We start from the raw sequence: 23,884 nt of genomic DNA on the forward strand, positions 1-23,884 counted from the left end.
TTCCGTCAGTCCGCCGCCTCGCGGATTTCGACGCTGTCGTCCGGCCAGACCGTCACCTCGCCGGGGCGCGGCGCCTGCCCGCGCGCAAGCCTCAGCACCGCGTCCGCGACGACTTCGCACCGCTCGTAATGAGGCATGTGCCCCACCCCCTTGAGCTTGACGAGTTCGGAGCCTGTCACCGCGTTGTGAAAGGCATAGGAATGGATTTTCGGCGACACCGTGAAATCGGCATTGCCGGTCACGACGATGACCGGCGCCAAAATCTCGTCATAGCGTTCACTCTGCGCCGCGAGATTTTCCTTCAGGTTTCGGACATCCTCGCTGTTCGCCCCGAATTCCCCGGCCCGGAAAATCATCGGCAGGCCGATCGCCTCCGCATATCCCGCCGGCGCGTCATTGGGTCTGAACGTCGCCATGACACCGGCGGGCGCAAGCAGTTGCGCGGCGGGCGTCATCAGGATGCGCAGAAACAGGCTTCCGATCACCGGCATCGCTATCACGTCGTGATACCAGGCATTGCCGCCCGGCCATGGATAGAGCGCGCCGGATAGCGGCACGATACCGGAAATCTCGTCGCCGAACTCTATCGCATAGGCGGCCGCCACGGCCCCGCCCCAGCTATGGCCGAGAATGACGGGCCGCTCGATCCCGAGATCGCGCACGGCCTGCCGGATGAGCCGCGCCTGAGCGGCAGGGCTTGCCATATCCGCCCCGCGCCCGCTCCAGCCCCGTTCGCTCCAACCATGTCCCGGCCGGTCGAAGGCGATGACGCTTGTTTCGCGGCCGAGCCTATCGCCCAGCGCATTCATCATGTCTCGCAGATTGCCGCTCGCGCCATGGATGAGCACCACAGGCGCCACGCCATCGCGCAACGCACCCCGCCTTTGATAGTGAAGCCGGACGCCCGCCACCTCCACAAAATCGCCGACCGGCGGATAGCGCCGCTCGATCCGCCGGCTCGTCCAGACCGAATAGGCCCAAAGACCGACAAGGAGAAGGAGGAAGCCCCCCGCCACATAGAAGAACATCTCTATCACCATGAAAACGATACGCCCGACTGCCAGTTCCGGATCGGCCCGGCACCGGGGCTCCGGCTCCTTCTCATATCCCCCGGCCTTCCACCTCCGGCTCCAGATGCTTGATGCGCGCTGGTACGCCTTTCAGCCAGGGGTCGAGTTCGAGCGCCCGGCGATAGGCATCAAGCGCGCCTTTCTTGTCGCCCAGATCTTCGAGGATGGCGGCGAGCCCCGCCAGCGCCTCGAAATGGCGCGGCTCCAGCCGGAGCACATGCTCCAGATCGGCCAGCGCGGCGGAATAATCGTTAAGGATGAAATGCACCGCCGAGCGCTTGTTCCAGCCTTCCGAATAGCCGGGCGCAAGCGAGACCACTTCGTCGAAATAATAGAGCGCGTCGTCGTAGTCCTTGGCTGCCAGAGCCTCCAGGCCATGCGACATGAGAAGCCCGATGCTGGCGCTGCCCGACGCCATCCACACTTTCCGGATGGCGTCTTCCAGACCCTCCGCAGCCGCCCGGCTCCTGGCGGCTTTCAACTGTGCGAAAAGCATATCCAGCACCTGCTCGCGCGACTGGCGCTCGGCCGGCCGTTCGACGGCTGGAGGCCCGCCCTCGGCCGCTTGCCCGGCAGAAGGCGGCGCCGAAGCGAGGCCCGCAACGAAAAGGCAGGCCAGAAGACCGGAAATGGAGTTGCGCGATGAGGCCATGCCGCATGATAGGCAGCCTTGCATCTGCCCGCCAATCGGAAGATCGCGCGGCGATCAGAGGTCCTGGCGCGAGGTATCGGGAAATTCGAGGATGAAATCGGGCCCGAAAACCTCCGACGGCGTCTGGAACCCGGCAGCCCCCTCATCGTTCAGCACGCGCGCGACGATTTCGAGCGAGGTCATGGCGGTCAGCCGATAGCCTTCCGGCGTCGTCAGCCGCGAAGACACCGTCTCACCTTTTTCGTTCGACGCCTCGCCGTAAAGCTCCATGCGCCCCGTCTCGCGCGCCTCCTCGTCGGGCCCTTCCGGCTCCTGGTCGATCCGGCGCTTGAGCATGCGCTGCATCGGCCCGAGGCTGAGAACCCAGCGCATCAGCCCGCCCATATTGGCCATCTGCTTCATCTGCGCATTGGCCTCGAAATAGACGGAGATATTGGGAATGCCGGTCGAGTGATAGGCGGTCGCGACATCGCCCCAGCCCACGGCAACCGATTCGACCAGCCCCTTGCCGAAATCGATCTCGCGGGCGAGCGCGCCCCGGGCCCGCACGATGCGCCCGTCCTTGCGGATGCGCGTTCCCTCGCCGATGCTCTCGATGCCGGTCTTGGCCGTGCCGCGCGACATGCCGCCGAAACCGGAAATCCCGAGCACGAGATCGGTCGCATCGGGCATCCGCGCCTTCATGTGCGCGGCAAGGCAATCGGACGGCACGACATCGAAACCGGTGCCGGGCATGACCATGATGCCCGCTTCCTTCGCCTTGTCGTCCATCGAGGCGCAATATTCGAAAACGTCGATCTCGCCGGTAATGTCGAAATAATGCGTGCCCGTCCTGAGACAGGCATCGAGCATCGGCTGGCAGGTCTGGGAGAACGGCCCGGCGATGTTGAGCACGGCATCCACCTGCGACAGCCCGGCTTCCAGCGCTTCGGGCTCGTCGAGCGAAATCGCCTGATACTCGAAAGAGTGCTGCGCGGCGATCCCCTTCAGCCGCGCCTCGTTGCGGCCCGCCAGCAGGGGGTTCATGCCCGCCTGTTTCGCGGCCTTGGAGACAAGCTTCCCCGTGTAGCCCGTGGCGCCATAGATCATGAAGCGTTTGGCCATCTGGATTCCCCTGTCCCGTCCTGTGTGCCGGCAGCCTGCCACTGCCTCTTCCCACTATACCGTCAGACCCCGCCGGTCAAAGAAGGCCGAGCTGTGTGAGTTCCTCTCGCAAGGCACCGGCATCGGTAAACCGGATACCGTGGAGCCCCAGCTCGCGGGCCGCGTCCACATTTTCCGGCAGATCGTCGACGAACACAGCCTCCTCGCCCCTGAGCCCGAATGTTTCCAGCGCATACCGGTAGATCGCGGCATCGGGCTTGCGCAGCCGCACCTGCCCGGAGACCACGATGTCCTCGAACTTGCCGAGAAAACCATAGGCATCGCGGTTTTCCACCCCCTCGATCTCATGTGGCGGCCAGACCTGATGCGGCCAGTTGGTGAGGCCGTAAAGCGGCACCCCTTTCTCATGCAACGCATCCAGGATCTCGATGCTATCCGGCATCGGCCCGCCGAGAAAACGGTGCCATTCCAGCTCATAGACCTCGATCAGATGCCGCATCTCCGGATGCGCGTCCTTGAGCGGCGCCAGGCACAGGCTCATCGACCGCGGGTCGTCATGGACCGCGTTGTACATCCTGGGGAAGAAGCGGCTGAGAAAGGCAACACGATCGCCCGCATCCGGCAGATGCGGCCGGTAGGCTTCCTGCGGATCCCAGTCGATCAGCACATTGCCCATATCGAATATGACGGCGCGACGCGTCATGTCTTTCCCTTCGCAAGCCCGAGGGCTTCGAGATGGTCGGCGAGCCCCGCCGCCCCGGTGAAATGATGCGTCCGGAAACCGAGTTCCTCGGCCGCGTCGATATTGAGCCGGGAATCGTCGACGAACAATGTGCGCGCGGGAACGAGTCCCGTCCGCTCGGCCAGAATGTCGAAAATACGCCGATGAGGCTTGATGACGCCCTCATCGCCAGAAACCACGGTCACCTCGAGAAGCTGCAATTCCGGGAAACGCTCCCGAAGCACCGGATAGACTTCCGCGGGCATATTGGTGATGCCGTGGAGCGTGACGCCGCCCGCCTTCAGGCTTTCCATGATCTCCCGCGTCCCCGGCAGACGCCCCGGAATCATTTCCTGAAAGCGTTCGCCCCACATGTCGATCAGGGGGCCATGCTCGGGAAATTCCTTTTTCAGCGCCGCCGCATTGTCCCGGAAGCTCGTCCCCCGGTCATGCGCCAGATGCCACGCCATGGTGCACACGGTATGGAGGAAGGTCTCCATCTCCGTCTCGTCGTCGAAAACCTTCCGGTAGAGATGGCGCGGGTTCCAGCAGAAAACCACATTGCCGAGATCGAAGACGACCGTATCGACAGAACTCATGACGCCTTTCCCTCTTCAGGCCGAAAGGGCAAACAAAAAGGCCGCGTCCGAAAACGCGGCCTTGTAACTCGTTGTCGGCATGCGTGCGACATGCCCGGCCATCCGGCCCAGTTCAGCCCTGACGGGCTTTGAAACGGCGGTTGGTCTTGTTGATGATGTACACGCGGCCCTTGCGGCGGACCAGACGGTTGTCGCGGTGCCGGTTGCGCAGCGAACGCAGCGAATTGCGAATCTTCATGTCTCAACCTCAAAATGGGGCCGTCTGCCGGTGCCCGGGCCGCGCTGGCTCTATGCCGCTGCCGCCCATGGCCCGCTCACGGACCGCCTTGTCGATGAATTGGCGCGGAAACTAGAGGGGCGGACCCGCTCTGTCAACCGGAAGAATCCCCTATTCCTCCTGCATTTCCGGGGCTCACGGCCGCTTTCGGGACGATCTGCCCGCCCTGCCTTTTCACCATCGCGGATTCAGGCTAAACCGGAGCCAACTCGAAAATGGCGCTGGCGTCACTTTCCGGACCCTGCGCGGCGAAATCAGTATTGGATCGGTATCATGGCTTACGACGAAGCGGAATGCTCCGCCCCGGAACGCGCCGTCAAAGAGGCGCGCGCGGCGGAAGAAGCGCAGAAAACCAGAGAGCAGCTTCAGGAAGAATGGGAAAATCGCGGGCCACAGCCGCCCCATATTCCGGACGAAGACATCATTCGCCATCGTCCCCAATGGTTCAAGGAAGCGCTCGACGCCCCGCGCACCGAGCACTGGCTGGAGGTGGACGGCGCGAAGATCCATTACTATCGCTGGGGCAATGACGATCCGAACCGCCCGGGCGTCCTCTTCGTCCATGGCAATGGCGCCCACGCCAACTGGTTCCACTTCATCGCGCCGCTGATCTCCGACCGTTACAATGTGGCCTCGATGGATCTGGGCGGCATGGGCGACAGCGAATGGCGCAAGAGCTATTCCCGCGACAGCTTCGCGCATGAAATCGGGCAGGTGGCGCTGGCCGCCAATCTCGGCCCGAAGCCCGTCATCTGCGGTCATTCCTTCGGCGGTTTCGTCACCCTTATCGCGGGCAAGCATTACGGCGACAGGCTGGGCGGCCTGATCCTGGCCGACTTCACCGTGCGCCCGAAAGAGGATGCGCATGAATGGTTCACCCGGCCCGACCAGCCCAAGCGTCGCCCGACCCGCATCTATCCTGATTTAGAGAGCGCGGTCGCCCGCTTCCGCCTCGCGCCGCTTCAGGTCTGCGCCAACCAGTTCGTCATCGACTACATCGCGCCCTTGAGCCTGCGCGAGGTGAAGAAGGGCGACAATCCCGGCCGTGCACCGTCCGACGAGGCGGGCTGGACCTGGAAGTTCGACGGCCCCGCCTTCAACGGCCTTGAAATGGGCGACGACCACGCCGAGATTTACGCCAACCTGCCCTGCAAGGCAGCGTCCTTCTTCGGGCAATACAGCAAGGATTACGAGCCGGACCGGCTGGATTTCATTCGGGGCCTGCGTCCCGGCAGCCCCGTCTTCACCATCGCAGGCGCCCAGCACCACATCATGCTGGACCAGCCCCACGCCTTCGCCGCCGCCGTGGCGTCCCTGATGGGCCAGTGGGAAGCGGACGGCGCCCTGAGCTAGGGCGAAGCGGCGGCCCTAGTGGTAGCCGATGCCTTCTTCTTCATCCTCGAAATCTTCCGCCCGCTGATCGAGCCCCTTCATCAGCGGGTGGAAGACGGCAAAGCCGAGAATGACGACCATCAGCACACCGCACATGACAAAGGGCGCGAAATGGTGCCAGTGATAAAGCGGGATGCCGACAAACGGGTTGATGACATGGCCCGTCGCAGCGGTGGATCCGATAATGCCGGCAATGGCGCCCTGCTCCCTGGGTGAGACGGAGAGCGACCCGCCCGCCTGAAGCCCCGGCCGCAAGAGCCCGAAGGCAAGACCCGCCAGCCCCATCCCGATCACGAGAACGCCGAGGGAATTGGCGACGACGAGCATCGCCGCGGCAAGGATCATTGTCACCGCGCCCCAGCGCAGCAGGAACTGCACCGACAGGTTGAACCGCTGGATAAGGCCGATCTGCGCCATGATGGTCGACAGCGCCATGACGAGAAGGCCGATCGAAATCGCCTGCGTCGCCGCTTCGGCCTCCAGGTTCAGCACATCCATGAAATAGAACGCGGCAAGCTGCATCGTCGTGGACTGGCAAAGGCTCAGCAACACGCCCACGACGACCCATGGCAACACATTGGGCGCCATCAGGTTGAGCTTCACCCCGGCGCGCTTTTCGGCAACCGTCTTTTTGGGGGCCGTGCGCTCCGGCAGCAGGAACCAGATCATCAGCGCCGACAGGAAGGCCAGCACCGCCACGGCGAAGAACGGCGCGAGAATGTGGATTTCCGAAAACCCCGCCGCCACGCCCGGCCCCACAACCGTGCCAATGCCGAAAGCCGCGCCGATGCCCGCTACGCCCGAGGCGCGCTCGGCCCGCGTCGTGCGGTCGGCGACATAGGCCTGGGCGGCGGGCATGGTGCCCGAACCGAAGGTGCCGAAGATCGCGCGCGTTCCCATCAGCATCGGAAACAGAAAGGCCAGCGGCACCATGCCCCAAAGGCCGAAAAGCACGGCGAAGGCGAACAGCGTGGTCGACACGGCAAAGCCCAGAAGGCCGATCAGGATGACGGGCTTGCGGCCCATCACGTCGCTGCGCCGCCCCCAGAAGGCGCTCGTCATCACCCAGAGCAGAGCCGAGAGCGAATAGATCATCGTGGTCTCGAACTCGCCCATGCCGAGCTTGCGCGTGATCGGCGGCAGCACGGCAAAGACGAGCGTCTGCCCCATGCCGACGGCCAGCAGACACATGAAAAGGATGACAAAGGCACGCTTACGCTCTTCCGGCGTCGTCTTGCCGACAATGGCGCCCGCCGCCTGCTTGGCCCGTTCCGCAAGCCCCACCGGCGCAGCATCTTCCTGCGCAGCCCGGGCTTCCCGCTCCTTCGGCGTTTCCTCTAGTTCGGACATTTCCAACCGTTCTGAATCAACAAAGCGCCTCTTTGACATGGGCGCTTGTCATCCATTTACGCCTTTTTGCGTCCCTCGCCAATGGCGCGGCGCTTTCCACATTTCACAGGCGTTGATCTTCGTTCCCCGAACTGCCGCAGCGGCGCGCTGCGCTCGTCCGGCGTCGTTTGACACATGGCCAGGCCCGTCGCCTACTCTCGCGCAAACGCCATTGGATTTGGGGAGGATCGGGCGATGGAACTCGCTTACGCAAAAGAGGATGCGCAATTCCGCGACGAGGTGCGCAGCTTTCTCGACGACAAGCTGACGCCGGAGCTGCGCCGCCGGGGCAAGCTCATGACGAGCGTTTACGCCGACCACGAAACCACAATGGAATGGCATGGAACGCTGTTCGACAAGGGCTGGGTCGCCCCGGCCTGGCCGGTGGAGCATGGCGGCTGCGACTGGTCCGTCGTCCAGCACTACATCTTCGCCAGCGAGTTCGCCGCCGCCGGCGCGCCGCCGCTTTCGCCCATGGGCGTGGGCATGTGCGGGCCCGTGCTCATCGGCTATGGCACGCAGGAGCAGAAGGATTTCTACCTGCCGCGCATTCTGAGCGGCGAGGATTTCTGGTGTCAGGGCTATTCGGAACCGGGCTCGGGCTCCGACCTTGCGAGCCTGCAGATGAGCGCGGTGGAGGATGGCGACGACTATGTCTGCAACGGCCAGAAGATCTGGACCACGCATGGCCAGTATGCCAACCGCATTTTCTGCCTCGTGCGGACCTCGAAGGAGGACATCCCCCAACGCGGCATCACTTTCCTGCTCATGGATATGGACACGCCCGGCATCGAGGTGAAACCGCTCATCATGCTGACGGGCGAGCATGTACAGAACGAAATCTTCTTCACCAATGCCCGCGCTCCGAAACGGAACGTCGTCGGCAGGGTCGGCGACGGCTGGACGGTCGCGAAATACCTTCTGCAGTTCGAGCGCGGCGGCCACGCCTATGCGCCGGGGCTGCATACGCGGCTCGAACGCATCCGCATGATCGCAGGCGAGGAACTGTCGGGCACGGGCGAAAGGCTGATCGACGATCGGGGCTTCGCGGCAAAGCTCGCCGAGGCCTGGTCGGAAATCACCGCGCTCGAATTCACCGAGCACCGCATCATGTCGAAACTTAGCCATGGCGAGGCGCCGGGCGCGGAAAGCTCCATGCTGAAAACGCGCGGGACGGAGCTGAGCCAGCGCCTGACGGAGATCGCGCTGGAGGCGGTCGCCCATTACGCCGTTCCCTTCCAGCCCCATGCAACCTGCCCCGGCGGGCCCGTACCGGGCTATGAAGCGCCGGAAGGAAGCCAGGCGCATGCCGGTCCCGATTATGCCCTGCCCGTGACGTCCAAATATCTGAACGACCGGGCGGGCTCCATCTATGCAGGCTCCAACGAGATCCAGCGCAACATCATGTCGAAAGCCGTGCTCGGATTATGAGCCCCCCGCGCGGCGCACTATAGAAACGCATCCACCAGCCTTTCCACCAATGCGCCGCCGACCCATGAGAAAACCGGGATACCGAGATAAAGTGTGAAACGGCTCGCCGTGCCGAAATCGACCGGCCATTCGCGCACCTGATCGATACGCTTCTCCAGGGCGATGAGGCCGGGAAGCCGGGCGAGAGCCTGCGCACCACGCTCGTCCCGGCTGAATGCCAGCTCGCGCTCCTCCCGGATCGCCGTCCGAAGCGTATCGAGTTCTTCCTTCTTGGTACGAACGATATGCTGATGAACCCGTATCAGCGGCGGCATCAGCACACCGACCGCAATGACGCAGATGCCGATGAAAAGCGGCTCGAGCGCCGTGCGCTCGATCCCCGCGCTCAGAAAAAACAGCGAACCCAGCGTCGCGCCGACAATCCACACCACCGACCGCCGCATGGCGATCCGCGTCAGCGGTGCCAGCCTGTCTATGTCCAGCAGGTCGATCCACAGATAGCGCCGCTGCAAACGCCGCAGAAACACGCCTTCGGAGATGCTGAAGAAAAGCCCCTGACCGAGAATGTAGAAAAGCGCCGGCCCCGTGACGAGAAACCAGAGCGGCGCGAACGCTATCGCTCCCTCAATGGGAGCCGGTCCCATGGGCAGGAGGAAGCGGAGGTGAAGAACGTCGACGAGCCCCGGCACCGTGACCAGCATGACGAAGATACCCAGCGCCATGCCCGCATAGCCCGCCATACGACCATACTGGAGCTGCGGCCGGTCGGAAGAGCGCCAGGTGGCGAGAAGGCCTTTGGCCTTTTCGTCCAGCATGGGCAGAAGGCGCACCATGTCTTTCCAGTCTCTCAGGATCGAAAAGGACGCAACCGAGACCATGTATCCGCCGAGCAGGGACACGACGAAGGCCGCCCAGGAAAAAGGATCGAGACCGAAGACGCTCTCCGACCAGACATCCCGTTCCATCCTCTCGAAATTGCCCAGAAGCCAGGCCGGCAGAAAAAAACTCGCCATCAGGATCAGGGGAACCGTCGCCGCCGCCACCTCGGGCCGTCCGCCCAGCCGCCAGACAATCCACTGATCCCATGTACCGACAATCCTACGTTCGATGCGCTCAGGCGCAGTGCTGCTGAAAATCCCGGCCTCCCTCGAAACAGCCCGTCCATTTGACCGACTATGCCGCCTCGCTACACTTGCGCCAAACGAAATCCCGTATCCAGTGAGGCAGTTTCATGCATATCGACGACACCATCCGGTCGCGCAAATCCGTGCGTGCCTTCAAGCCCGATCCCGTGCCGCGCGAACTGATGGAGGAAATTCTCGAGCTTGCTTCCCGCGCGCCCTCCGGCACGAACATCCAGCCCTGGAAGGTGCATGTCGTGGCCGGCGATGTTCGCGATCGTCTCGTCGCCGAGGTGATGGCCCATCGCGAAAACGACCCCCATGACGCCAAGGCGGAATTTCCGCGCACCTCCAAGCGCAAGGAACCCTATACCGGCCGCATGCGCACGCTCGGCAAGGAGATGTACGGGCTTCTCGGTATCCCGAAAGGCGACAAGGCGGCGAACTGGCGCCAATGGGGCCGCAACTATGAATTCTTCGACGCGCCGGTGGGGCTCATCTTCACCATCGACAAGGATCTCGATGCGATGAGCTTTCTCGACATCGGCATCTTCATGCAGACGCTGATGCTGGCGGCGAAGGCACGCGGCCTCGACACCTGCTCGCAGGGCGCGTGGAACAATTTCTGGTCGGTCACCCGCCGTGTGTTGGATGTACCGGACGACGAATACATCATCGCCGGCATGTCGCTTGGCTATGCCGACGAAAGCCAGCCCGTGAACACGCTCGTCGCGGAGCGCGAACCGCTCGACAGTTTCGCGACATTTCACGGTTTCGACTGATCAGCGCTTCAGATCTTCGATAGTGCGACCCGGCGAATGCGAAATGCCCTTGTTTGCGGGCTTCATCGCTTTCGAGCCGAGAGTGCCTCCCATCGCGCCGCCATTTCCCGTCCGGTCGAGAGACGGGACGTTCAGGACGAAAATCGCAGGGCCGTTGGCGCCGGCAAAAAGCGGGACAGGATCGGCCATACCGCCCGCCACGCCCGACGTCACCACATGACCGCCGAGATCGATCATCGATGAACCACCGATGGCGGCCATCGCATCGCCAGCCCGCGCCGATACGCTTCCGAGAAGGGCGACGGCGAGAGACAGGCTCAGGACAGGAACAATTGTTTTCATGACCTGAATATATGTCCCTGAAACAGGCAATCAAGCGGCCCGCCAACCGGACGCGCATGGCGGCACGCGCCCGCCCTGCGCCGTTTCCTTGCGTGAGCGACGTCTAAAACGACCATCCAGTCGACATTTCCCCACAAACCAGGCTCCATTCTTCACGGATTCGTGAGAGCGGGACCGATCCTTGCGGCAATCCATCCCCTGTTTTCTACCGTACCCAGAACATCGCAAGCATGAGCAGCTTTGCTCTGATGCGACATGAAAGCGTAAACAGGAGAAACGCCATGACCCCCCTCCACACTGCGGCCCGCGCCGCGGCGTACAGCCTTCTATTGCTCGGCACGACGGCGCTCACCAGCGCCAATGCGATGGAAAGCAAGAACGGCATCGAGATGCCCGGCAAGATGATGGCACAAGCCGAGATGCACGATGGCGGCATGTCCCATAACCAAATGTCGGACGAGAAAACCGTCGAGGTGGGCGGTGCGCCCATGTACCCGTCGAAGGACATCATCGAGAACGCTGTAAACTCGAAAGACCACACCACTCTCGTCGCCGCGGTCAAGGCGGCAGGCCTGGTGGAAACGCTCAAGGGCCCCGGTCCCTTCACCGTCTTCGCCCCCACCAACGAAGCCTTCGACAAATTGCCCGACGGCACCGTCTCCACGCTGCTGAAGCCGGAGAACAAGGACCAGCTGACGAAAGTCCTGACCTATCACGTTGTTCCCGGCGACATCACAGCCTCCGAGCTGATGCAGCTCATCGAGCAGGGAGGCGGCACGGCGACGCTGCCCACCGTCGCAGGCGAAAAACTGACGGCAAAGAAAGCGGAAGGCGGCATCGAAATTATCGACGCCAAGGGCGACAAGGCCATGGTCACCATCGCCGACGTCCACCAGAAGAACGGCGTCATCCATGTGATCGACACCGTGCTCCTTCCCTAAAGGTCACCTGTTCAAAATCGATTCGAGGGATCGCACTCCGGTGCGATCCCCCAGCTTGCCAATCCGTCCGGTGCGGCTATCCTCCCCGCACTCGAATTTCCGGCATTCAAAGAACCGGAATCACATATGTCAGGGAGGTCCTCATGGCGGACTACAAACGCCCCTTGCCCCAACCCACGCCGGAAACGCAACATTTCTGGGACGGGTGCCGGGACGGGGAAATCCGGCTGCAACGCTGCAAGAGCTGCGATCACACCTATTTCCCGCCCCGCGATTTCTGCCCGGCCTGCTCGGCGCGCGAGGTGGAAGTGGTGAAGGCGAGCGGCAAGGCAACGCTTTACAGCTACATCATCAATCACCGCCCGCGTCCCGATTTCGGCGAAGAGCCCCATTCCATCGCCGTCGTGCAGCTGGAAGAAGGCCCGCGCATGATGACCAACATCGTGGGCTGCCCGCAAACGCCTGAAGCGCTCGAACTCGACATGCCCCTCGAAGTCACCTTCGAAAAGGCGACGGACGAGATCAGCCTGCCCAAATTCCGGCCGGCGAAGTAAGGGGACGAGAGATGAAACAGAAATCAGTCGCCGTGGTCGGCGCCGCCGAAACCACACAGATGGGCAAGATCCCGAACCAGTCGCAGCTCGCGCTCCATGCCGATGCCGCGCTCAATGCCATGGCCGATGCAGGCCTCACCGCAAAGGATATCGACGGCGTGGCGACGGCGGGCGACAGCCCCGTCGAGACCGCGCATTATCTCGGCATCACGCCCACATGGGTCGACGGCACCTCGGTGGGCGGTTGCTCCTTCATGCTGCATGTCCGCCACGCCGCGGCGGCCATCAATGAAGGCCTGTGCAACACGGTGCTCATCACCCATGCGGAATCGGGCCGCTCGCGCGTCGGCGCGCGCCGCTTCAGCCGCGATCCGCAGAGCCAGCAGGGCCAGTTCGAGGTGCCCTACGGCATCACCAATCCGCCGAGCATGTTCACCATTCCGGCGCTGCGCTACATGAAGACCTATGGCGTGACGGAAGAAGATGTGGCCATGGTCGCCGTGATCCAGCGCGAATGGGCCGCTAAAAACCCGCGCGCCAGCTTCCGCGACCTCATCACCGTGGACGATGTGCTGAACTCGCGCATGATCTCCTGGCCGTTCCGCCTGCTGATGTGCTGCCTCGTCACCGATGGCGGCGGCGCGCTCATTCTCACCAGTGCCGAGCGTGCAAAGGATTTCCCGCAAAAGCCCGTCTACATTCTCGGCACGGGCGAAAGCGTGGAAACGCCGATGGTCAGCCAGATGGAAGACTTCACCACCTCCAAGGCCTTCCGCGTTTCCGGCAAGAAGGCGTTCGACGAAGCGGGCATCGCGCATTCCGATGTCGATCACCTGATGATCTACGATGCCTTCGCGCATCTGCCGATCTACGGGCTGGAAGATCTCGGCTTCTGCGAGCGTGGCGAAGGCGCGGCCTTCATTCGCGAACGCAACACGGCGCCCGGCGGCAAGCTGCCGCTCAACACCAATGGCGGCGGCCTCTCCTACATGCATTCGGGCATGTACGGCATGTATGCGCTTCAGGAAAGCGTGCGGCAGATGCGCGGCATTGCGCCTGCGCAAGTGCCGGATGCGAAAATCTCGATCGCACATGGCGTTGGCGGCATGTTCGCCTCGTCGGGTACGATCGTCTTCTCCAACGAAGCGCCGTAAGACCCGCGCGTCATTGCGAGGAGCAACGCGACGAAGCAATCCAGCGCAGCATTTGCCGCCTCTGGATTGCTTCGCTTCGCTCGCAATGACGAACAAAGGAACGGAGGCGCTCCATGCATCTCGCGAAACCCCGCATCGATGTCGGGCTCTTCACCAACGATCTCGAACCCATGCTCGCCTTCTGGCAAAACAAGGTCGGCCTGAAACTCGATCATGTCCTGCCGCTGGGCGGCGGCAAACGCCAGCACCGCCACGACCTGGCGGGCTCCGTTCTCAAGATCAACCATGCCCGAGACCCGCTGCCTGACGCACGCGCCTCGGGCTATCGCGAATTGCTGATCGCACGGGAAGGCGTCACCGAACCGGAAGCGCTGACCGATCCGGACGGCAACCGCGTCACGCTTGTGCCGGAAGGCTGGCTCGGCATGACGCGCATCGGCATTCGCCTCGGCGTGCGCGACCTCGCGGCCCATCGCGATTTCTATGGCCGGGTGCTGGAACTTGAGGAAATTCCCGCCGAAACCGGCATCGCCTTTCGCTGCGGCGACAGCATGATCCTGGCGGAAGAAGACCCGGACGCCCCCGCCGACGCCGCCATGGACGGCCCGGGCTGGCGCTATGTCACGGTCCAGGTCTTCAAGGTCGACGAGGAACATGCCGCCATCCTCGCGCGCGGCGGCGCGGAGGGCATGGCGCCGCGCACGCTGGGCGAAACGGCGCGCATTTCCTTCATCCGCGATCCCGACGGCAACTGGATCGAGATGTCCCAGCGCGCCTCCCTCACCGGCTCCCTCGACTGAAAACGCATATCGGCTAGACTGTTCTTCTCAAACCCCGGCACAAGACCGGCGAGGCGAGGAGGAAATCATGAGCGCCAGAAGCTACAAGACCATCGAGGTGAAACCCATCGCCGGTGCGCTCGGCGCGGAGATCGAGGGCGTGGACCTGTCGGCGGCGCTGTCCAACGAGCAGTTCGACGACATCCACCAGGCTTTTCTGGATCATCTGGTGATCTTCTTTCGCGAACAGAACCTCACGCCCGAAAAGCACAAGGAATTCGGCCGCCGCTTCGGTACGCTCAACATCCACCCTTACGTGAAGGGCATGGACGGACATCCGGAAATCATGCGCATCGTGAAGGAGCCGGAAGACAAGCTGAATTTCGGCGGCGGCTGGCATTCCGACATGTCCTTCCTGGAAGAACCCGCGCTCGGGTCCATCCTTTATGCCAAGGACGTGCCGCCCTATGGCGGCGACACGCTCTGGGCGAACCAGTATCTCGCCTATGAAACGCTGTCGGACGGCATGAAGACGACGCTTGCAGGCCTGAAGGCCGTGCACACCGCCAAGGCGGAATATGGCCGCGAAGGCCATTCCGCGCATAAGCGCAAGGGCATGGAGGTGAACCGGGCCGAGGGCGACGTGCCGGGCTATGAGCACCCGGTGGTGCGCACCCATCCGGAAACGGGCCGCAAGGGCCTCTATGTGAACCCGGCCTTCACCGAGCGCTTCGTCGGCTGGACGCGGCGCGAGAGCCAGCCGCTGCTGCAGTTTCTCTACGAGCATTGCACGCAGGAGCCCTTCACCTGCCGCTTCCGCTGGACGAAAGGCGCGCTCGCCTTCTGGGACAATCGCTGCACGCAGCATTTCGCGCTCAACGACTATCATGGCCATCGCCGCGAAATGGAGCGCGTGACCGTGAACGGCGACCGGCCGGTCTGAGAGACCGGCCCGTTCTCACGCTCATGTGATCCGCGCATGCCCGACGGTTCGTTATTCTCTTCCGGGAAACGAAAGGAAGGCGCGCCGTGGAATCGATCTACTATGTCCTGACATGGGCCTGCCATCGCCGTTGCAGGCACTGCTACGACACGCGGTTCCGCCCCTATGTGCGCGATGCTCTCGCCTCGGTCATGGCCGAGGGCGAAACGAGCTTCCGCAAGATCGTCGCCAACCTGCCCGACAGCATGATCTACAAGGACCCCGCCCGGCCGGATGCCAAAGGTAATCCGTCGGAACGGGTGGGCCGGATCATCATTTCCGGCGGCGAGGTGATGATCGACCCCGTCCGCGAAACGCTTTTCTATCCCGCGCTCGACGCGCTGACGGAGAAATACGGGAAAGACGGCGTCCGTCTTTCCATGCAGACCACGGGCGATATCCTGACGCCGAAAATGCTGGACGAATTACGCGAGCACAATATCGGGACCGTCGCCATCGCCAGCATGGACGACTTCCATGTCGGCATGGAGGGCGCCAAGCGCGACGCCTTTCAGGAAAAGCTGACCGGGATGTTCCTCGCCGCCGGCTTCGAGCCCGCCCCGAAAGACGGCGAAGCGAAAGGCCCCAGCTTCCTGTTCTTCGGCGCCCAGCCCGGCCAATGGATCGAGGAATTATGGCCGCGCGGCCGCGCCTGGGAGAACGGGCTTTCCACCGCCGGCATGGAAACCAATTTCTGTGCGCGATGGTCCGGCGCCAGGAATTTCCTGAACCACGGATTTGCCGGTTCGGAAGTCGCCATCGAACCCAATGGCGACGTCTATCCCTGCTGCCTGAAGACGAAACTGCCGCTCGGCAATCTCACCGAAGAGCCCCTCACCGACATTCTGGACAGCCTCAAGGGTCATCCCGTCTTCGAGGCGCTCAACAAGGGCGATCCGCTGAATATGGGCGAAAGCATGGGCTGGAACGAAACCCGCATGCGCGCGGAATCCCGCACCGCCACGCCGCAGGGCGTGCCTTACGCGAATCCCTGCATCGGCTGCGACCGCTTCCATGAGGAAATGCTGGGCCCCGTCATTCGCGACATCCGCGAAAGGCGTCGTCAGGCCTCGATGGCCTGACCACCTTCCGTGTCGCGGCCCTTCTCCCGCCACGACACGACGATGAGATAGACCGTCGGAACCACGAAGAGCGTCAGCAGCGTCCCGAAGCTCATGCCGCCGACGATCACGATGCCGATGGCCTGGCGGCTTTCCGCGCCCGCCCCGCCGGCCAGCGCCAGCGGCATCGCCCCCAGCACCATCGCACCCGTCGTCATCAGGATCGGACGCAGCCGGAGCCCCGCCGCCTCCACCACCGCCTCGCGGACATTCCGTCCCTGTTCGCGCAACTGGTTGGAGAACTCCACGATCAGAATGCCGTGCTTGGTAATAAGGCCGATCAGCGTGATAAGACCCACCTGGCTGTAGATATTGAGCGTGATATTCGCGCCCGTCACCAGATTGGTGAGGAACATCAAAAGCAGCGCCCCCGCCAGCGACAGCGGCACCGAGACCAGAATGATCGTCGGCTCGATGAAACTTTCGAACTGCGCGGCCAGCACCAGATAAATGAACATCAGCGCCAGCACGAAGGTAACGGCCAGCGTGCCGGAGGATTTCGTGAACTCGCGCAAGGGGCCGTTGAGATCGGTCTGCGCGTTCTTGGGCAGGACTTCCGCCGCCGTCTGTTCCAGGAAGGCCAGCGCCTCGCCCATGGAATAGCCCGGCGCGAGATTGGACGAGATCGTTGCCGCGCGAAGCTGGTTGAAGCGGTTGAGAGAGGCGGGCGCCACCGTCTCCTTCACGTCGATCAGGTTCGACAGCTGCACCATCTCGCTGTCCTTGCCGCGCACATAAATGTCGGAGATGTCCTGCGGCGTGCGCCGGTCCTCGTCGGCCACCTGCACGATGACGTCGAACTGCTTGCCGTTACGCTCGAAGCGCGTGACCTTGCGCCCGCCCAGAAGCGTTTCCAGCGTGCGCCCCACGGTCGACACGTCGATCCCCGCATCCACGACCTTTTCGCGGTTCACCTGGATGTCGAGCTGCGGCTTGTCGAGCTTCAGATCCGTATCGGCATTGATGAAACCGGGATTGGCCCGCAGCCTCTCCATGAACACGTCCATGTCATTGGCCAGGTCGTCGTAAGTGCCGGAGGTCTGGAGCACGAACTGAATGGGCTGCGACCGCCCGCTCTGCCCGAGCGAGGGCGGATTGATACCGAAAGCGAGAATGCCCGGAATGTCCATCAGAGCGGGCTGGACGGAATTGACGATCTCCTGCTGCGAGCGGTCCCGCTCGCTCCAGTGCTTCAGGCGCGAGAAGGAAATGAGATTGGTGATTTCCGGAAAACCGGCGACCACCAGATAGCCCTGAACTTCGGACACCCGGGCGACGATCTGCTCGATCTGCTTGGTATAATGCAGCGTGTAGTCGAGCGTCGCGCCTTCCGGGGCGCGGCCCGCGATGAGCAGGATGCCACGATCCTCCGTCGGCGCGAGCTCCTGGTTGAGCATCTTGAAAAGCCCCACGCAGGAAAGCCCGACGATAACGGCCGCGACCACGATCAGCGCCTTGCGGCCCAGCGCCTTGTCCAGCGCATTCTTGTAGGCGGCGTCGAGACGGTCGAGCCAGCCGCCCAGCAGTTTGTCGAACCGTCCGCCGCCCGTATCGTGCCGCAAAAGTTTCGAGCACATCATCGGCGTCAGCGTCAGCGCCATCGCGCCCGACACGACGACCGCGCCCGCCAGCGTCAGCGCGAATTCGAGGAAGAGACGCCCCGTCCGCCCCTCGGCAAAGGCTACCGGCGCATAGACGGCGGCGAGCGTCAGCGTCATGGCCACGATCGCAAAGGCGATTTCGCGCGAGCCCTTGATCGCCGCCTGAACGGGCGACAGACCTTCCTCGATATGCCGGAAGATGTTTTCCAGCACCACGATTGCATCGTCCACCACAAGGCCGATGGCAAGCACCATGGCAAGCAGCGTCAGCGTGTTGATGCTGAAGCCGAGCAACAGCATCATGCCGAATGTACCGATCAGCGAAATCGGGATCGTCACCACCGGGATGAACGAGGCGCGCACCGTCCGCAGGAAGACGAAAATCACCAGCACGACGAGGATCACCGCCTCGACAATCGTCTCGTAAACCGACTTGATCGATTCCTCGATGAAGATGGAGGTGTCGTAACCGATGGAATATTCCATCCCGACCGGCAGCGTCGGCTCCATCTGCTTCAGCTTGGCGCGGACCGCGGCCGCCACTTCCAGCGGGTTGGCCGTCGCCTGCTTCACGATACCCACCGAAATCGAGGTCTGGCCGTTATAGGTCGCAGCCCGGCGTTCGTCGGCCGGCGCGATCTCGACATTGGCCACCTGGCCGAGCGTCACCTGGAAACCGCCGCTATCCTTCACCACGATTTTCGAGAATTCTTCCGGCGTTTCGAGCGCGGTCTTGGAAAGCACCGTGAATTCGCGCTTGGTACTCTCGATACGACCGGAGGGAATTTCCGCGTTCTGGTTGCGGATCGCGTTTTCCACATCCTGCACCGTCAGCCCATAGGCGGCGAGACGCTGCCGGTCCACCCAGACCCGCATCGAGTAAAGCCGCTCGCCGAAGATCGACACCTGCGCGACGCCCGGCTGGTTCTGAAGCTGGTTCTTCACGATACGGTCGAGATAGTCGGTAATGTCCATGCCCGACATGCGCGACGAGGCAAAGGCGATATACATGATCGGGCTCGCATCGGCCTCGACCTTTGCGATGATCGGCTCGTCCACATCGTCGGGAAGCTGTCCGCGCGCACGTCCCACCCGGTCGCGCACATCGCTTGCGGCGACGTCGGGATCCGTCGACAGCGTGAAGCGCGCCGTCACCTGGCTGCTTTCCGGACGGCTGGACGAGGTCAGGATCTCGATGCCCTCGATCCCCGCCATCGCCTCTTCGAGCGGCTGCGTCACCTCGCGTTCGATCACCGAGGCGCTGGCACCGCGATAGGCCGTCGTCACGGTCACCACCGGCTCGTCGATCGCCGGATATTCGCGCACCGTCAGCCGCTCATAGGAAACGAGCCCGACAAGGATAAGGATGAGCGCAACCACTGTCGCAAAGACAGGGCGGCGGATGAAGAGTTCTGAAATATGCATTAGCGCCCCCTACCGCGCGGCCTCGTCCGGCGCGGCCCCGCTCTCGGGCGCCTGCTTTTCCACCTCGACGGGCTGCACCTGCGACCCGTCGCGAACCTTCATCTGACCCGCCGTGATCACCCGTTCGCCCTCTTCCACGCCGGAGCGGATCTCCACCTGGCCCGGCTGGCGCACGCCGAGTTCCACGGGGCGCATATGGGCGTTGCCTTCTTCATCCACCACGAAGACCGCCTTGGCGCCCGTCGCATCCGAACCCGCCGTCGAGATGATGGCCTGCTCCGGCACGACGACGGAATCCCGCGTCTGCGTCACGATCTTCACACGCCCGAACAGGCCCGGGCGCAAACGCCCTTCCTTGTTGGCGATCACCGCGCGCACCTTGATGGCGCGGCCGTCGACATCGATCACCGGATCGATGGCACTGACGGTGCCGCTGAAGGTCTCGCCGGGCAGCGCGTCGAATGTGATGCCGACGGTCTGCCCCTTCTCGATCTCGGTCAGATAGATTTCGGACACGCGGAAATCGATGCGTAGATTGTCCACATCCGCAAGCGTCGCAATCGGCTGGCCGGGCGTCACATACTGGCCCAGGCTGACCTGCCTCAGGCCGACAATGCCGGAGAACGCCGCCTTGATCGTGCCCTTGTCGAGCGCCGCCCTGGCAAGCGCGAGCTGCGCCTCGGCGGATTTCAGCTCATTGAGCGCCTCGTCCCGTGCCCGCTCCGTGCCGGAGCCGCGGCTCACCAGCTTGCGGGCGCGGTCGAAATTCGCCCTTGTAAGGGTCAGTTGCGCTTCGGCCTGCTGGACGCGCGCTTTCAGATCTTCATCGTTCAGCGTGACGATGAGATCGTCCTGTTCGAGACGTTGCCCGTCCTGGAAATCGATGCTGGTCACGATGCCGGAGATTTCCGGCGTCACCACGATGGACTGGTCGGCCTCAAGCGTACCGATGGCCGAAACTTCCGCCTGCACCGGCCGCACCTCGGCGATCACCGTTTCCACGGCGGGCGGCGGGGACGCCCATCCCTGATTCTGCCCGCCCATACGCTGAAACGCCATCCAGGCAAACCCCGCCAGCAGAATAACGGCGATCGCAATGGCAATCAGCATCGGGCGGCTGGGCATACGCGCAGCCGCTTTCTCGCGCGGTGTGTCGCTGGAGGAAGTCATATTCCGGCCTCTGTTCCCGGAGGTCGGTCACCCGCCTCCCATTCGTCCCTGCGTACGGATGGGCGCACAGTAAGAGCCCTCTCCCCTCTGCCTTGACATAGGTCATTTCGGTGATGAGGAAAATGGCAATTTGCCGTTTTATTGTACGTTTCCCCTGCGGGAAGGGGTGTCAGGCGGCCACGTCGTCGCCGTTCTGCTCCGGATCGATGGACGCATGCCGCCCGGCGGCCCTCTCCTTGTAGATGAGGTAGAGGTTGCGCCCATAGATCAGAAGGCCCGCGCCCTGCCCCATGATGAAGACCGGGTCCTCGCGCCACAGCGCATAGGCGAACAATGTCGCGCCGCCGCAGATCGAGAAATACCAGAAGGCCACCGGCACGATGGAGCGCTTGGCCTTTTCGCTGGCCAGCCATTGCAGCAGGAAGCGGGCGGAAAACAGCGCCTGCCCCAGAAAACCGATAAAGACCCAGATGCTCGCCTGGGAAAGCCAGGTCATTACAGAGGTGAACATGGCTCGTCCTTCCCGTCCGGCAGGTTATGGGTCACCCCGTGAGGGTCGTGACGCCGTTTCAGCAGCCACCAGACCGCCGCCAGATCGCCGATGCCGACCCAGAGACGGTTCCAGGTGTTATATTTGGCCACGCCCGACACGCGCGGGCGGTGATTGACCGGCGCCAGCGCGATCTCGAAGCCCTCGCGTTTCACCAACGCAGGCATAAAACGGTGCAGGCCGGTGAAAAAGGGCAGTGCCAGAAACAGCTCCCGGCTCAGCAGCTTGAAACCGCATCCGGCATCCTTCGTCTCATCGTTGAGGATCGCGCCGCGAACCTTGTTGGCGATGCGCGACACCAGATTGCGCGGGAAAGGATCCTTCCGCTTGGTGCGTTGCCCCTCGACGATGCCGATATTCACGCCGCGCTTTTCCGCCTCGACATAGACCTGATAGAGCCGGGGGATATCCGCCGGATCGTTTTGCAGGTCGCCGTCGATCATCACGATCAGCCGGCCCCGCGCATTCCGAACGCATGTCAGCAGCGCTTCGGACTTGCCGCAGGGCTTTGCGTGACTGAACACCCGGAGATGGGGCATGGCCCGCATCGCGTCGCGAAGCTTGTCCAGCGTCGCGTCCGTGCTCCCGTCATTTACGAACACATATTCACACGGCACATCGAGAGAGGCCCTCACCGCCTCCAGTTCGGCCAGAAGAGGGTCGATATTGCCCTCCTCGTTGAGCACCGGCACAACGACGCTCAACTCGAAATTTTCGCCCGTCATGCGAGCCCCTCGCTTCCATCGCCCCGGCCCGGACGCCTTTGGGCCGCCCCTGGCCGGGAAATTCCGCTATAGTCCGTCCACAATTCGAAGGGCCCCTGATGGTCCATCGCGCATCCCGCCCCGCTTTCCTGCAAGGCGAGCCTGTCATATGGCAGATTGCAAGATAATCCAAAACTCTCTTGTCAAAAATGCGCTCCCGCGCGAGACAGTGCCCCCAAAGCCACGGCCCCGAACACTGCCGGGGGAAAAGAAGCGCCGCCATGATTTTCCGAAAGCAGGGTTAACCGCATGACCGACCGATCCCACAGCCCGGCCGCGCACAAGGCCGGCCCCCTGCTCCGGTCGATTCCGGAAGAGGCGGTAGCGGGCTGGCGCCCCTATGCGATCCTGATCGCCTTTTGCGCCCTCGTCTTCCTGCCGGGCCTTGCGGGCCTGCCGCCGATGGACCGCGACGAGTCGCGCTTTGCCCAGGCCACCAAGCAGATGCTGGAAACCGGGGATTACGTCGTCCCCTATTTCCAGGACCAGCCGCGCACCAAGAAACCCGTCTTCATCTACTGGGTACAGGCCGCCTCCGTGTCGGCCCTGTCGGACGCGGGCGCCAATGAAATCTGGCCCTACCGCCTGCCCTCCGTTCTGGGCGGCATGGCCTCGGTCCTGCTGACCTTCCTGATCGGCGCCCGTCTCTTCGACCGGCGAACCGGGCTGATGGGCGGGCTGCTCCTAGGCGGCGCCATGCTCATGGTCGGGCAATCGCATATCGCCCAGACCGACGCGGTATTGCTCGCAACCATCCTCGCCGGCATGTACGGCCTGACGCTCGCGGGCCTCGGGCCGCAAAAGGGCGAATCCTCGGAGATGGGCCCCGCCCCCGGCCTCTTCTTCTGGGGCGGGCTCGGCCTTTCCATCCTCACCAAGGGGCCGATCGGTCCGGCCGTGCTGGGCTTCACCGCCATCGCCTGGGGCGTCTTGCGCAAGGATGCAAGCTGGTTCCGGCGGCTGAAACCGCTTTGGGGCATCCCGCTCCTCATCCTCATCGTCGCCCCCTGGCCGCTCGCGCTGTGGCATTCCGGCGCCTTTTCCTTCATCGCCAACGCCGCGCAGGAAGATCTGATCCCCAAGCTGATGGGCGGGCAGGAAAGCCATGGCGCGCCGCCCGGCACCTATCTGGTGAGCCTCTTCGCCGCCTTCTGGCCGATGTCGCTCATCGTCATTCCCGGCATTGTCACCGCCTGGCACTATCGCCGCGAACCGGCGGTGCAATTCCTCGTCTGCTGGGCGCTGCCCTCCTGGATCATGTTCGAGGCGGTGCCGACCAAGCTGCCGCATTACGTGCTGCCGACCTATCCGGCGCTGGCGCTGCTCGGCGGCTTTTTCGCGGTGAACGGCCTGCCGCCGCGCCTGCCGGGCTGGGGCCGGGCGCTGTTCTGGCTGCATCTGGCCTTCTGGCTTGTCGTCGGATTTGCTCTCGCAGGCGGGGCGCTCTTCGCGCTCACGCAATACGGACCGGGCGTGGACTGGCGCGGCATCGTCCTGGCGCTCATCGTGCTCGCCGGCATCCTGCCCGCCGCCTGGCTCGCCTTCCGGCGGCGCTTCGAGCCCGCCATCGCCGTACTCGTCCTGATGATGGCGCTTTTCGTGCCATGGCTGGGCTCGGCGGTCGCCCCCGCCCTCGACAAACTGTGGATCGCCCGCGAAGTCGCCTCGGCAATTCCGCCCCATGACGAGCGCCCGCCGCTCGCCTCGGCGGGCTTCACCGAGCCGAGCCTCATCTTCATGAACGGCACCGGCACCCTGCTGGTTCCCGGCGCCACCGCCGCCGACTATCTAGCCGACACGCCCCGCGCCTATGCGCTCGTCGCCGGAGAGCAGACGGAAGCATTTCTCGACCGGGCAAAGGCACGTAACCTGCGCCTTGAACGGATCCGCCAATGGGACGGCTTCGACTATACCAATGGCGATCCCCTGACCCTGATCCTCTACAAAGCCGCCGAATAAGCGA

Annotated in this window: 23 protein-coding genes; 10 read left to right on the forward strand and 13 right to left on the reverse strand. The window is 63.4% G+C overall.

What is annotated here, in order from left to right:
- Positions 1-5: 5 nt before the first annotated feature.
- The 6 genes from FHS78_RS04020 to ykgO all read right to left on the reverse strand — a co-directional run bounded on the left by FHS78_RS04020 (position 6) and on the right by ykgO (position 4,384).
- The gene (locus FHS78_RS04020; protein WP_167090574.1) at positions 6-1,040 is read right to left on the reverse strand and encodes an alpha/beta fold hydrolase; all 1,035 of its coding nucleotides are present in this window, start codon (positions 1,038-1,040) and stop codon (positions 6-8) included.
- 61 nt (positions 1,041-1,101) lie between these two features.
- Positions 1,102-1,722 (reverse strand): tetratricopeptide repeat protein, encoded by a 621-nt coding sequence (locus tag FHS78_RS04025; RefSeq protein ID WP_167090576.1) that lies wholly within the window; start codon positions 1,720-1,722, stop codon positions 1,102-1,104.
- Between the two features lie 54 nt (positions 1,723-1,776).
- Positions 1,777-2,826: a saccharopine dehydrogenase family protein gene (locus FHS78_RS04030; RefSeq protein WP_167090578.1), complete on the reverse strand. Its 1,050-nt coding sequence runs from the start codon at positions 2,824-2,826 to the stop codon at positions 1,777-1,779.
- Positions 2,827-2,902: 76 nt separating this feature from the next.
- Complete coding sequence (locus FHS78_RS04035; protein ID WP_167090580.1) at positions 2,903-3,529, reverse strand: HAD family hydrolase; 627 nt, start codon at positions 3,527-3,529, stop codon at positions 2,903-2,905.
- Entirely contained in the window at positions 3,526-4,146 is a 621-nt protein-coding gene (locus FHS78_RS04040) for an HAD family hydrolase (protein WP_167090582.1), read from the reverse strand. The genes FHS78_RS04035 and FHS78_RS04040 overlap by 4 nt, the downstream gene beginning before the upstream one ends.
- A 112-nt stretch (positions 4,147-4,258) precedes the next feature.
- Positions 4,259-4,384 carry a type B 50S ribosomal protein L36 gene (ykgO, locus tag FHS78_RS04045; protein WP_012110943.1) on the reverse strand — a complete coding sequence of 42 codons (126 nt, stop codon included), beginning with the start codon at positions 4,382-4,384 and terminating at the stop codon, positions 4,259-4,261.
- A 312-nt stretch (positions 4,385-4,696) separates the two neighbouring features.
- Here ykgO and FHS78_RS04050 point away from each other — a divergent pair, with 312 nt between their 5' ends.
- The gene (locus FHS78_RS04050; protein WP_167090584.1) at positions 4,697-5,776 is read left to right on the forward strand and encodes an alpha/beta fold hydrolase; all 1,080 of its coding nucleotides are present in this window, start codon (positions 4,697-4,699) and stop codon (positions 5,774-5,776) included.
- Positions 5,777-5,791: 15 nt separating this feature from the next.
- Here the strand turns inward: FHS78_RS04050 and FHS78_RS04055 are convergent, their stop codons facing one another.
- Positions 5,792-7,165 carry an MFS transporter gene (locus tag FHS78_RS04055; protein ID WP_167090586.1) on the reverse strand — a complete coding sequence of 458 codons (1,374 nt, stop codon included), beginning with the start codon at positions 7,163-7,165 and terminating at the stop codon, positions 5,792-5,794.
- A gap of 234 nt (positions 7,166-7,399) precedes the next feature.
- Here FHS78_RS04055 and FHS78_RS04060 point away from each other — a divergent pair, with 234 nt between their 5' ends.
- Positions 7,400-8,635, forward strand: a complete 1,236-nt coding sequence (locus tag FHS78_RS04060; RefSeq protein ID WP_167090588.1) for an acyl-CoA dehydrogenase family protein — start codon at positions 7,400-7,402, stop codon at positions 8,633-8,635.
- A gap of 17 nt (positions 8,636-8,652) precedes the next feature.
- Here the strand turns inward: FHS78_RS04060 and FHS78_RS04065 are convergent, their stop codons facing one another.
- Positions 8,653-9,678, reverse strand: coding sequence for a hypothetical protein (locus FHS78_RS04065; RefSeq protein ID WP_167090590.1), 1,026 nt, complete (start codon positions 9,676-9,678; stop codon positions 8,653-8,655).
- A gap of 188 nt (positions 9,679-9,866) precedes the next feature.
- Between FHS78_RS04065 and FHS78_RS04070 the strand changes: the two genes are divergently transcribed.
- Complete coding sequence (locus FHS78_RS04070; protein WP_167090592.1) at positions 9,867-10,538, forward strand: nitroreductase; 672 nt, start codon at positions 9,867-9,869, stop codon at positions 10,536-10,538.
- Here the strand turns inward: FHS78_RS04070 and FHS78_RS04075 are convergent, their stop codons facing one another.
- Entirely contained in the window at positions 10,539-10,880 is a 342-nt protein-coding gene (locus tag FHS78_RS04075; protein ID WP_167090594.1) for a hypothetical protein, read from the reverse strand. It lies immediately after the preceding gene.
- Positions 10,881-11,161: 281 nt separating this feature from the next.
- Here FHS78_RS04075 and FHS78_RS04080 point away from each other — a divergent pair, with 281 nt between their 5' ends.
- From FHS78_RS04080 to FHS78_RS04105, 6 genes are all read left to right on the forward strand, one after another.
- Positions 11,162-11,821 carry a fasciclin domain-containing protein gene (locus tag FHS78_RS04080; RefSeq protein ID WP_425500284.1) on the forward strand — a complete coding sequence of 220 codons (660 nt, stop codon included), beginning with the start codon at positions 11,162-11,164 and terminating at the stop codon, positions 11,819-11,821.
- 143 nt (positions 11,822-11,964) lie between these two features.
- A complete protein-coding gene (locus FHS78_RS04085; protein WP_167090596.1) occupies positions 11,965-12,375 on the forward strand; it encodes a Zn-ribbon domain-containing OB-fold protein in 411 nt (136 codons plus the stop codon).
- 11 nt (positions 12,376-12,386) lie between these two features.
- A complete protein-coding gene (locus FHS78_RS04090; RefSeq protein ID WP_167090598.1) occupies positions 12,387-13,529 on the forward strand; it encodes a thiolase C-terminal domain-containing protein in 1,143 nt (380 codons plus the stop codon).
- Positions 13,530-13,642: 113 nt separating this feature from the next.
- Entirely contained in the window at positions 13,643-14,329 is a 687-nt protein-coding gene (locus FHS78_RS04095; protein ID WP_167090600.1) for a VOC family protein, read from the forward strand.
- Between the two features lie 67 nt (positions 14,330-14,396).
- Positions 14,397-15,251: a TauD/TfdA dioxygenase family protein gene (locus FHS78_RS04100; protein WP_167090602.1), complete on the forward strand. Its 855-nt coding sequence runs from the start codon at positions 14,397-14,399 to the stop codon at positions 15,249-15,251.
- 86 nt (positions 15,252-15,337) lie between these two features.
- The gene (locus FHS78_RS04105; RefSeq protein ID WP_167090604.1) at positions 15,338-16,372 is read left to right on the forward strand and encodes an SPASM domain-containing protein; all 1,035 of its coding nucleotides are present in this window, start codon (positions 15,338-15,340) and stop codon (positions 16,370-16,372) included.
- Here the strand turns inward: FHS78_RS04105 and FHS78_RS04110 are convergent.
- The 4 genes from FHS78_RS04110 to FHS78_RS04125 all read right to left on the reverse strand — a co-directional run bounded on the left by FHS78_RS04110 (position 16,354) and on the right by FHS78_RS04125 (position 21,882).
- Positions 16,354-19,437, reverse strand: a complete 3,084-nt coding sequence (locus FHS78_RS04110) for an efflux RND transporter permease subunit (protein ID WP_167090606.1) — start codon at positions 19,435-19,437, stop codon at positions 16,354-16,356. The genes FHS78_RS04105 and FHS78_RS04110 overlap by 19 nt on opposite strands.
- A gap of 9 nt (positions 19,438-19,446) precedes the next feature.
- Complete coding sequence (locus FHS78_RS04115) at positions 19,447-20,607, reverse strand: efflux RND transporter periplasmic adaptor subunit (RefSeq protein WP_167090608.1); 1,161 nt, start codon at positions 20,605-20,607, stop codon at positions 19,447-19,449.
- Positions 20,608-20,776: 169 nt separating this feature from the next.
- Positions 20,777-21,118 carry a lipid-A-disaccharide synthase N-terminal domain-containing protein gene (locus FHS78_RS04120; RefSeq protein WP_205305182.1) on the reverse strand — a complete coding sequence of 114 codons (342 nt, stop codon included), beginning with the start codon at positions 21,116-21,118 and terminating at the stop codon, positions 20,777-20,779.
- Positions 21,103-21,882 carry a glycosyltransferase family 2 protein gene (locus FHS78_RS04125; protein WP_167090610.1) on the reverse strand — a complete coding sequence of 260 codons (780 nt, stop codon included), beginning with the start codon at positions 21,880-21,882 and terminating at the stop codon, positions 21,103-21,105. Before FHS78_RS04125 ends, FHS78_RS04120 begins: the two co-directional genes overlap by 16 nt.
- 288 nt (positions 21,883-22,170) lie before the next feature.
- On the opposite strand from FHS78_RS04125, the gene FHS78_RS04130 reads away from it, so the two are divergent.
- Positions 22,171-23,880 carry an ArnT family glycosyltransferase gene (locus FHS78_RS04130; protein WP_167090612.1) on the forward strand — a complete coding sequence of 570 codons (1,710 nt, stop codon included), beginning with the start codon at positions 22,171-22,173 and terminating at the stop codon, positions 23,878-23,880.
- The last annotated feature ends 4 nt before the right edge of the window (positions 23,881-23,884 follow it).

Origin of the sequence: Parvibaculum indicum (assembly GCF_011762095.1) — a bacterium.
Taxonomy (GTDB): domain Bacteria; phylum Pseudomonadota; class Alphaproteobacteria; order Parvibaculales; family Parvibaculaceae; genus Parvibaculum; species Parvibaculum indicum.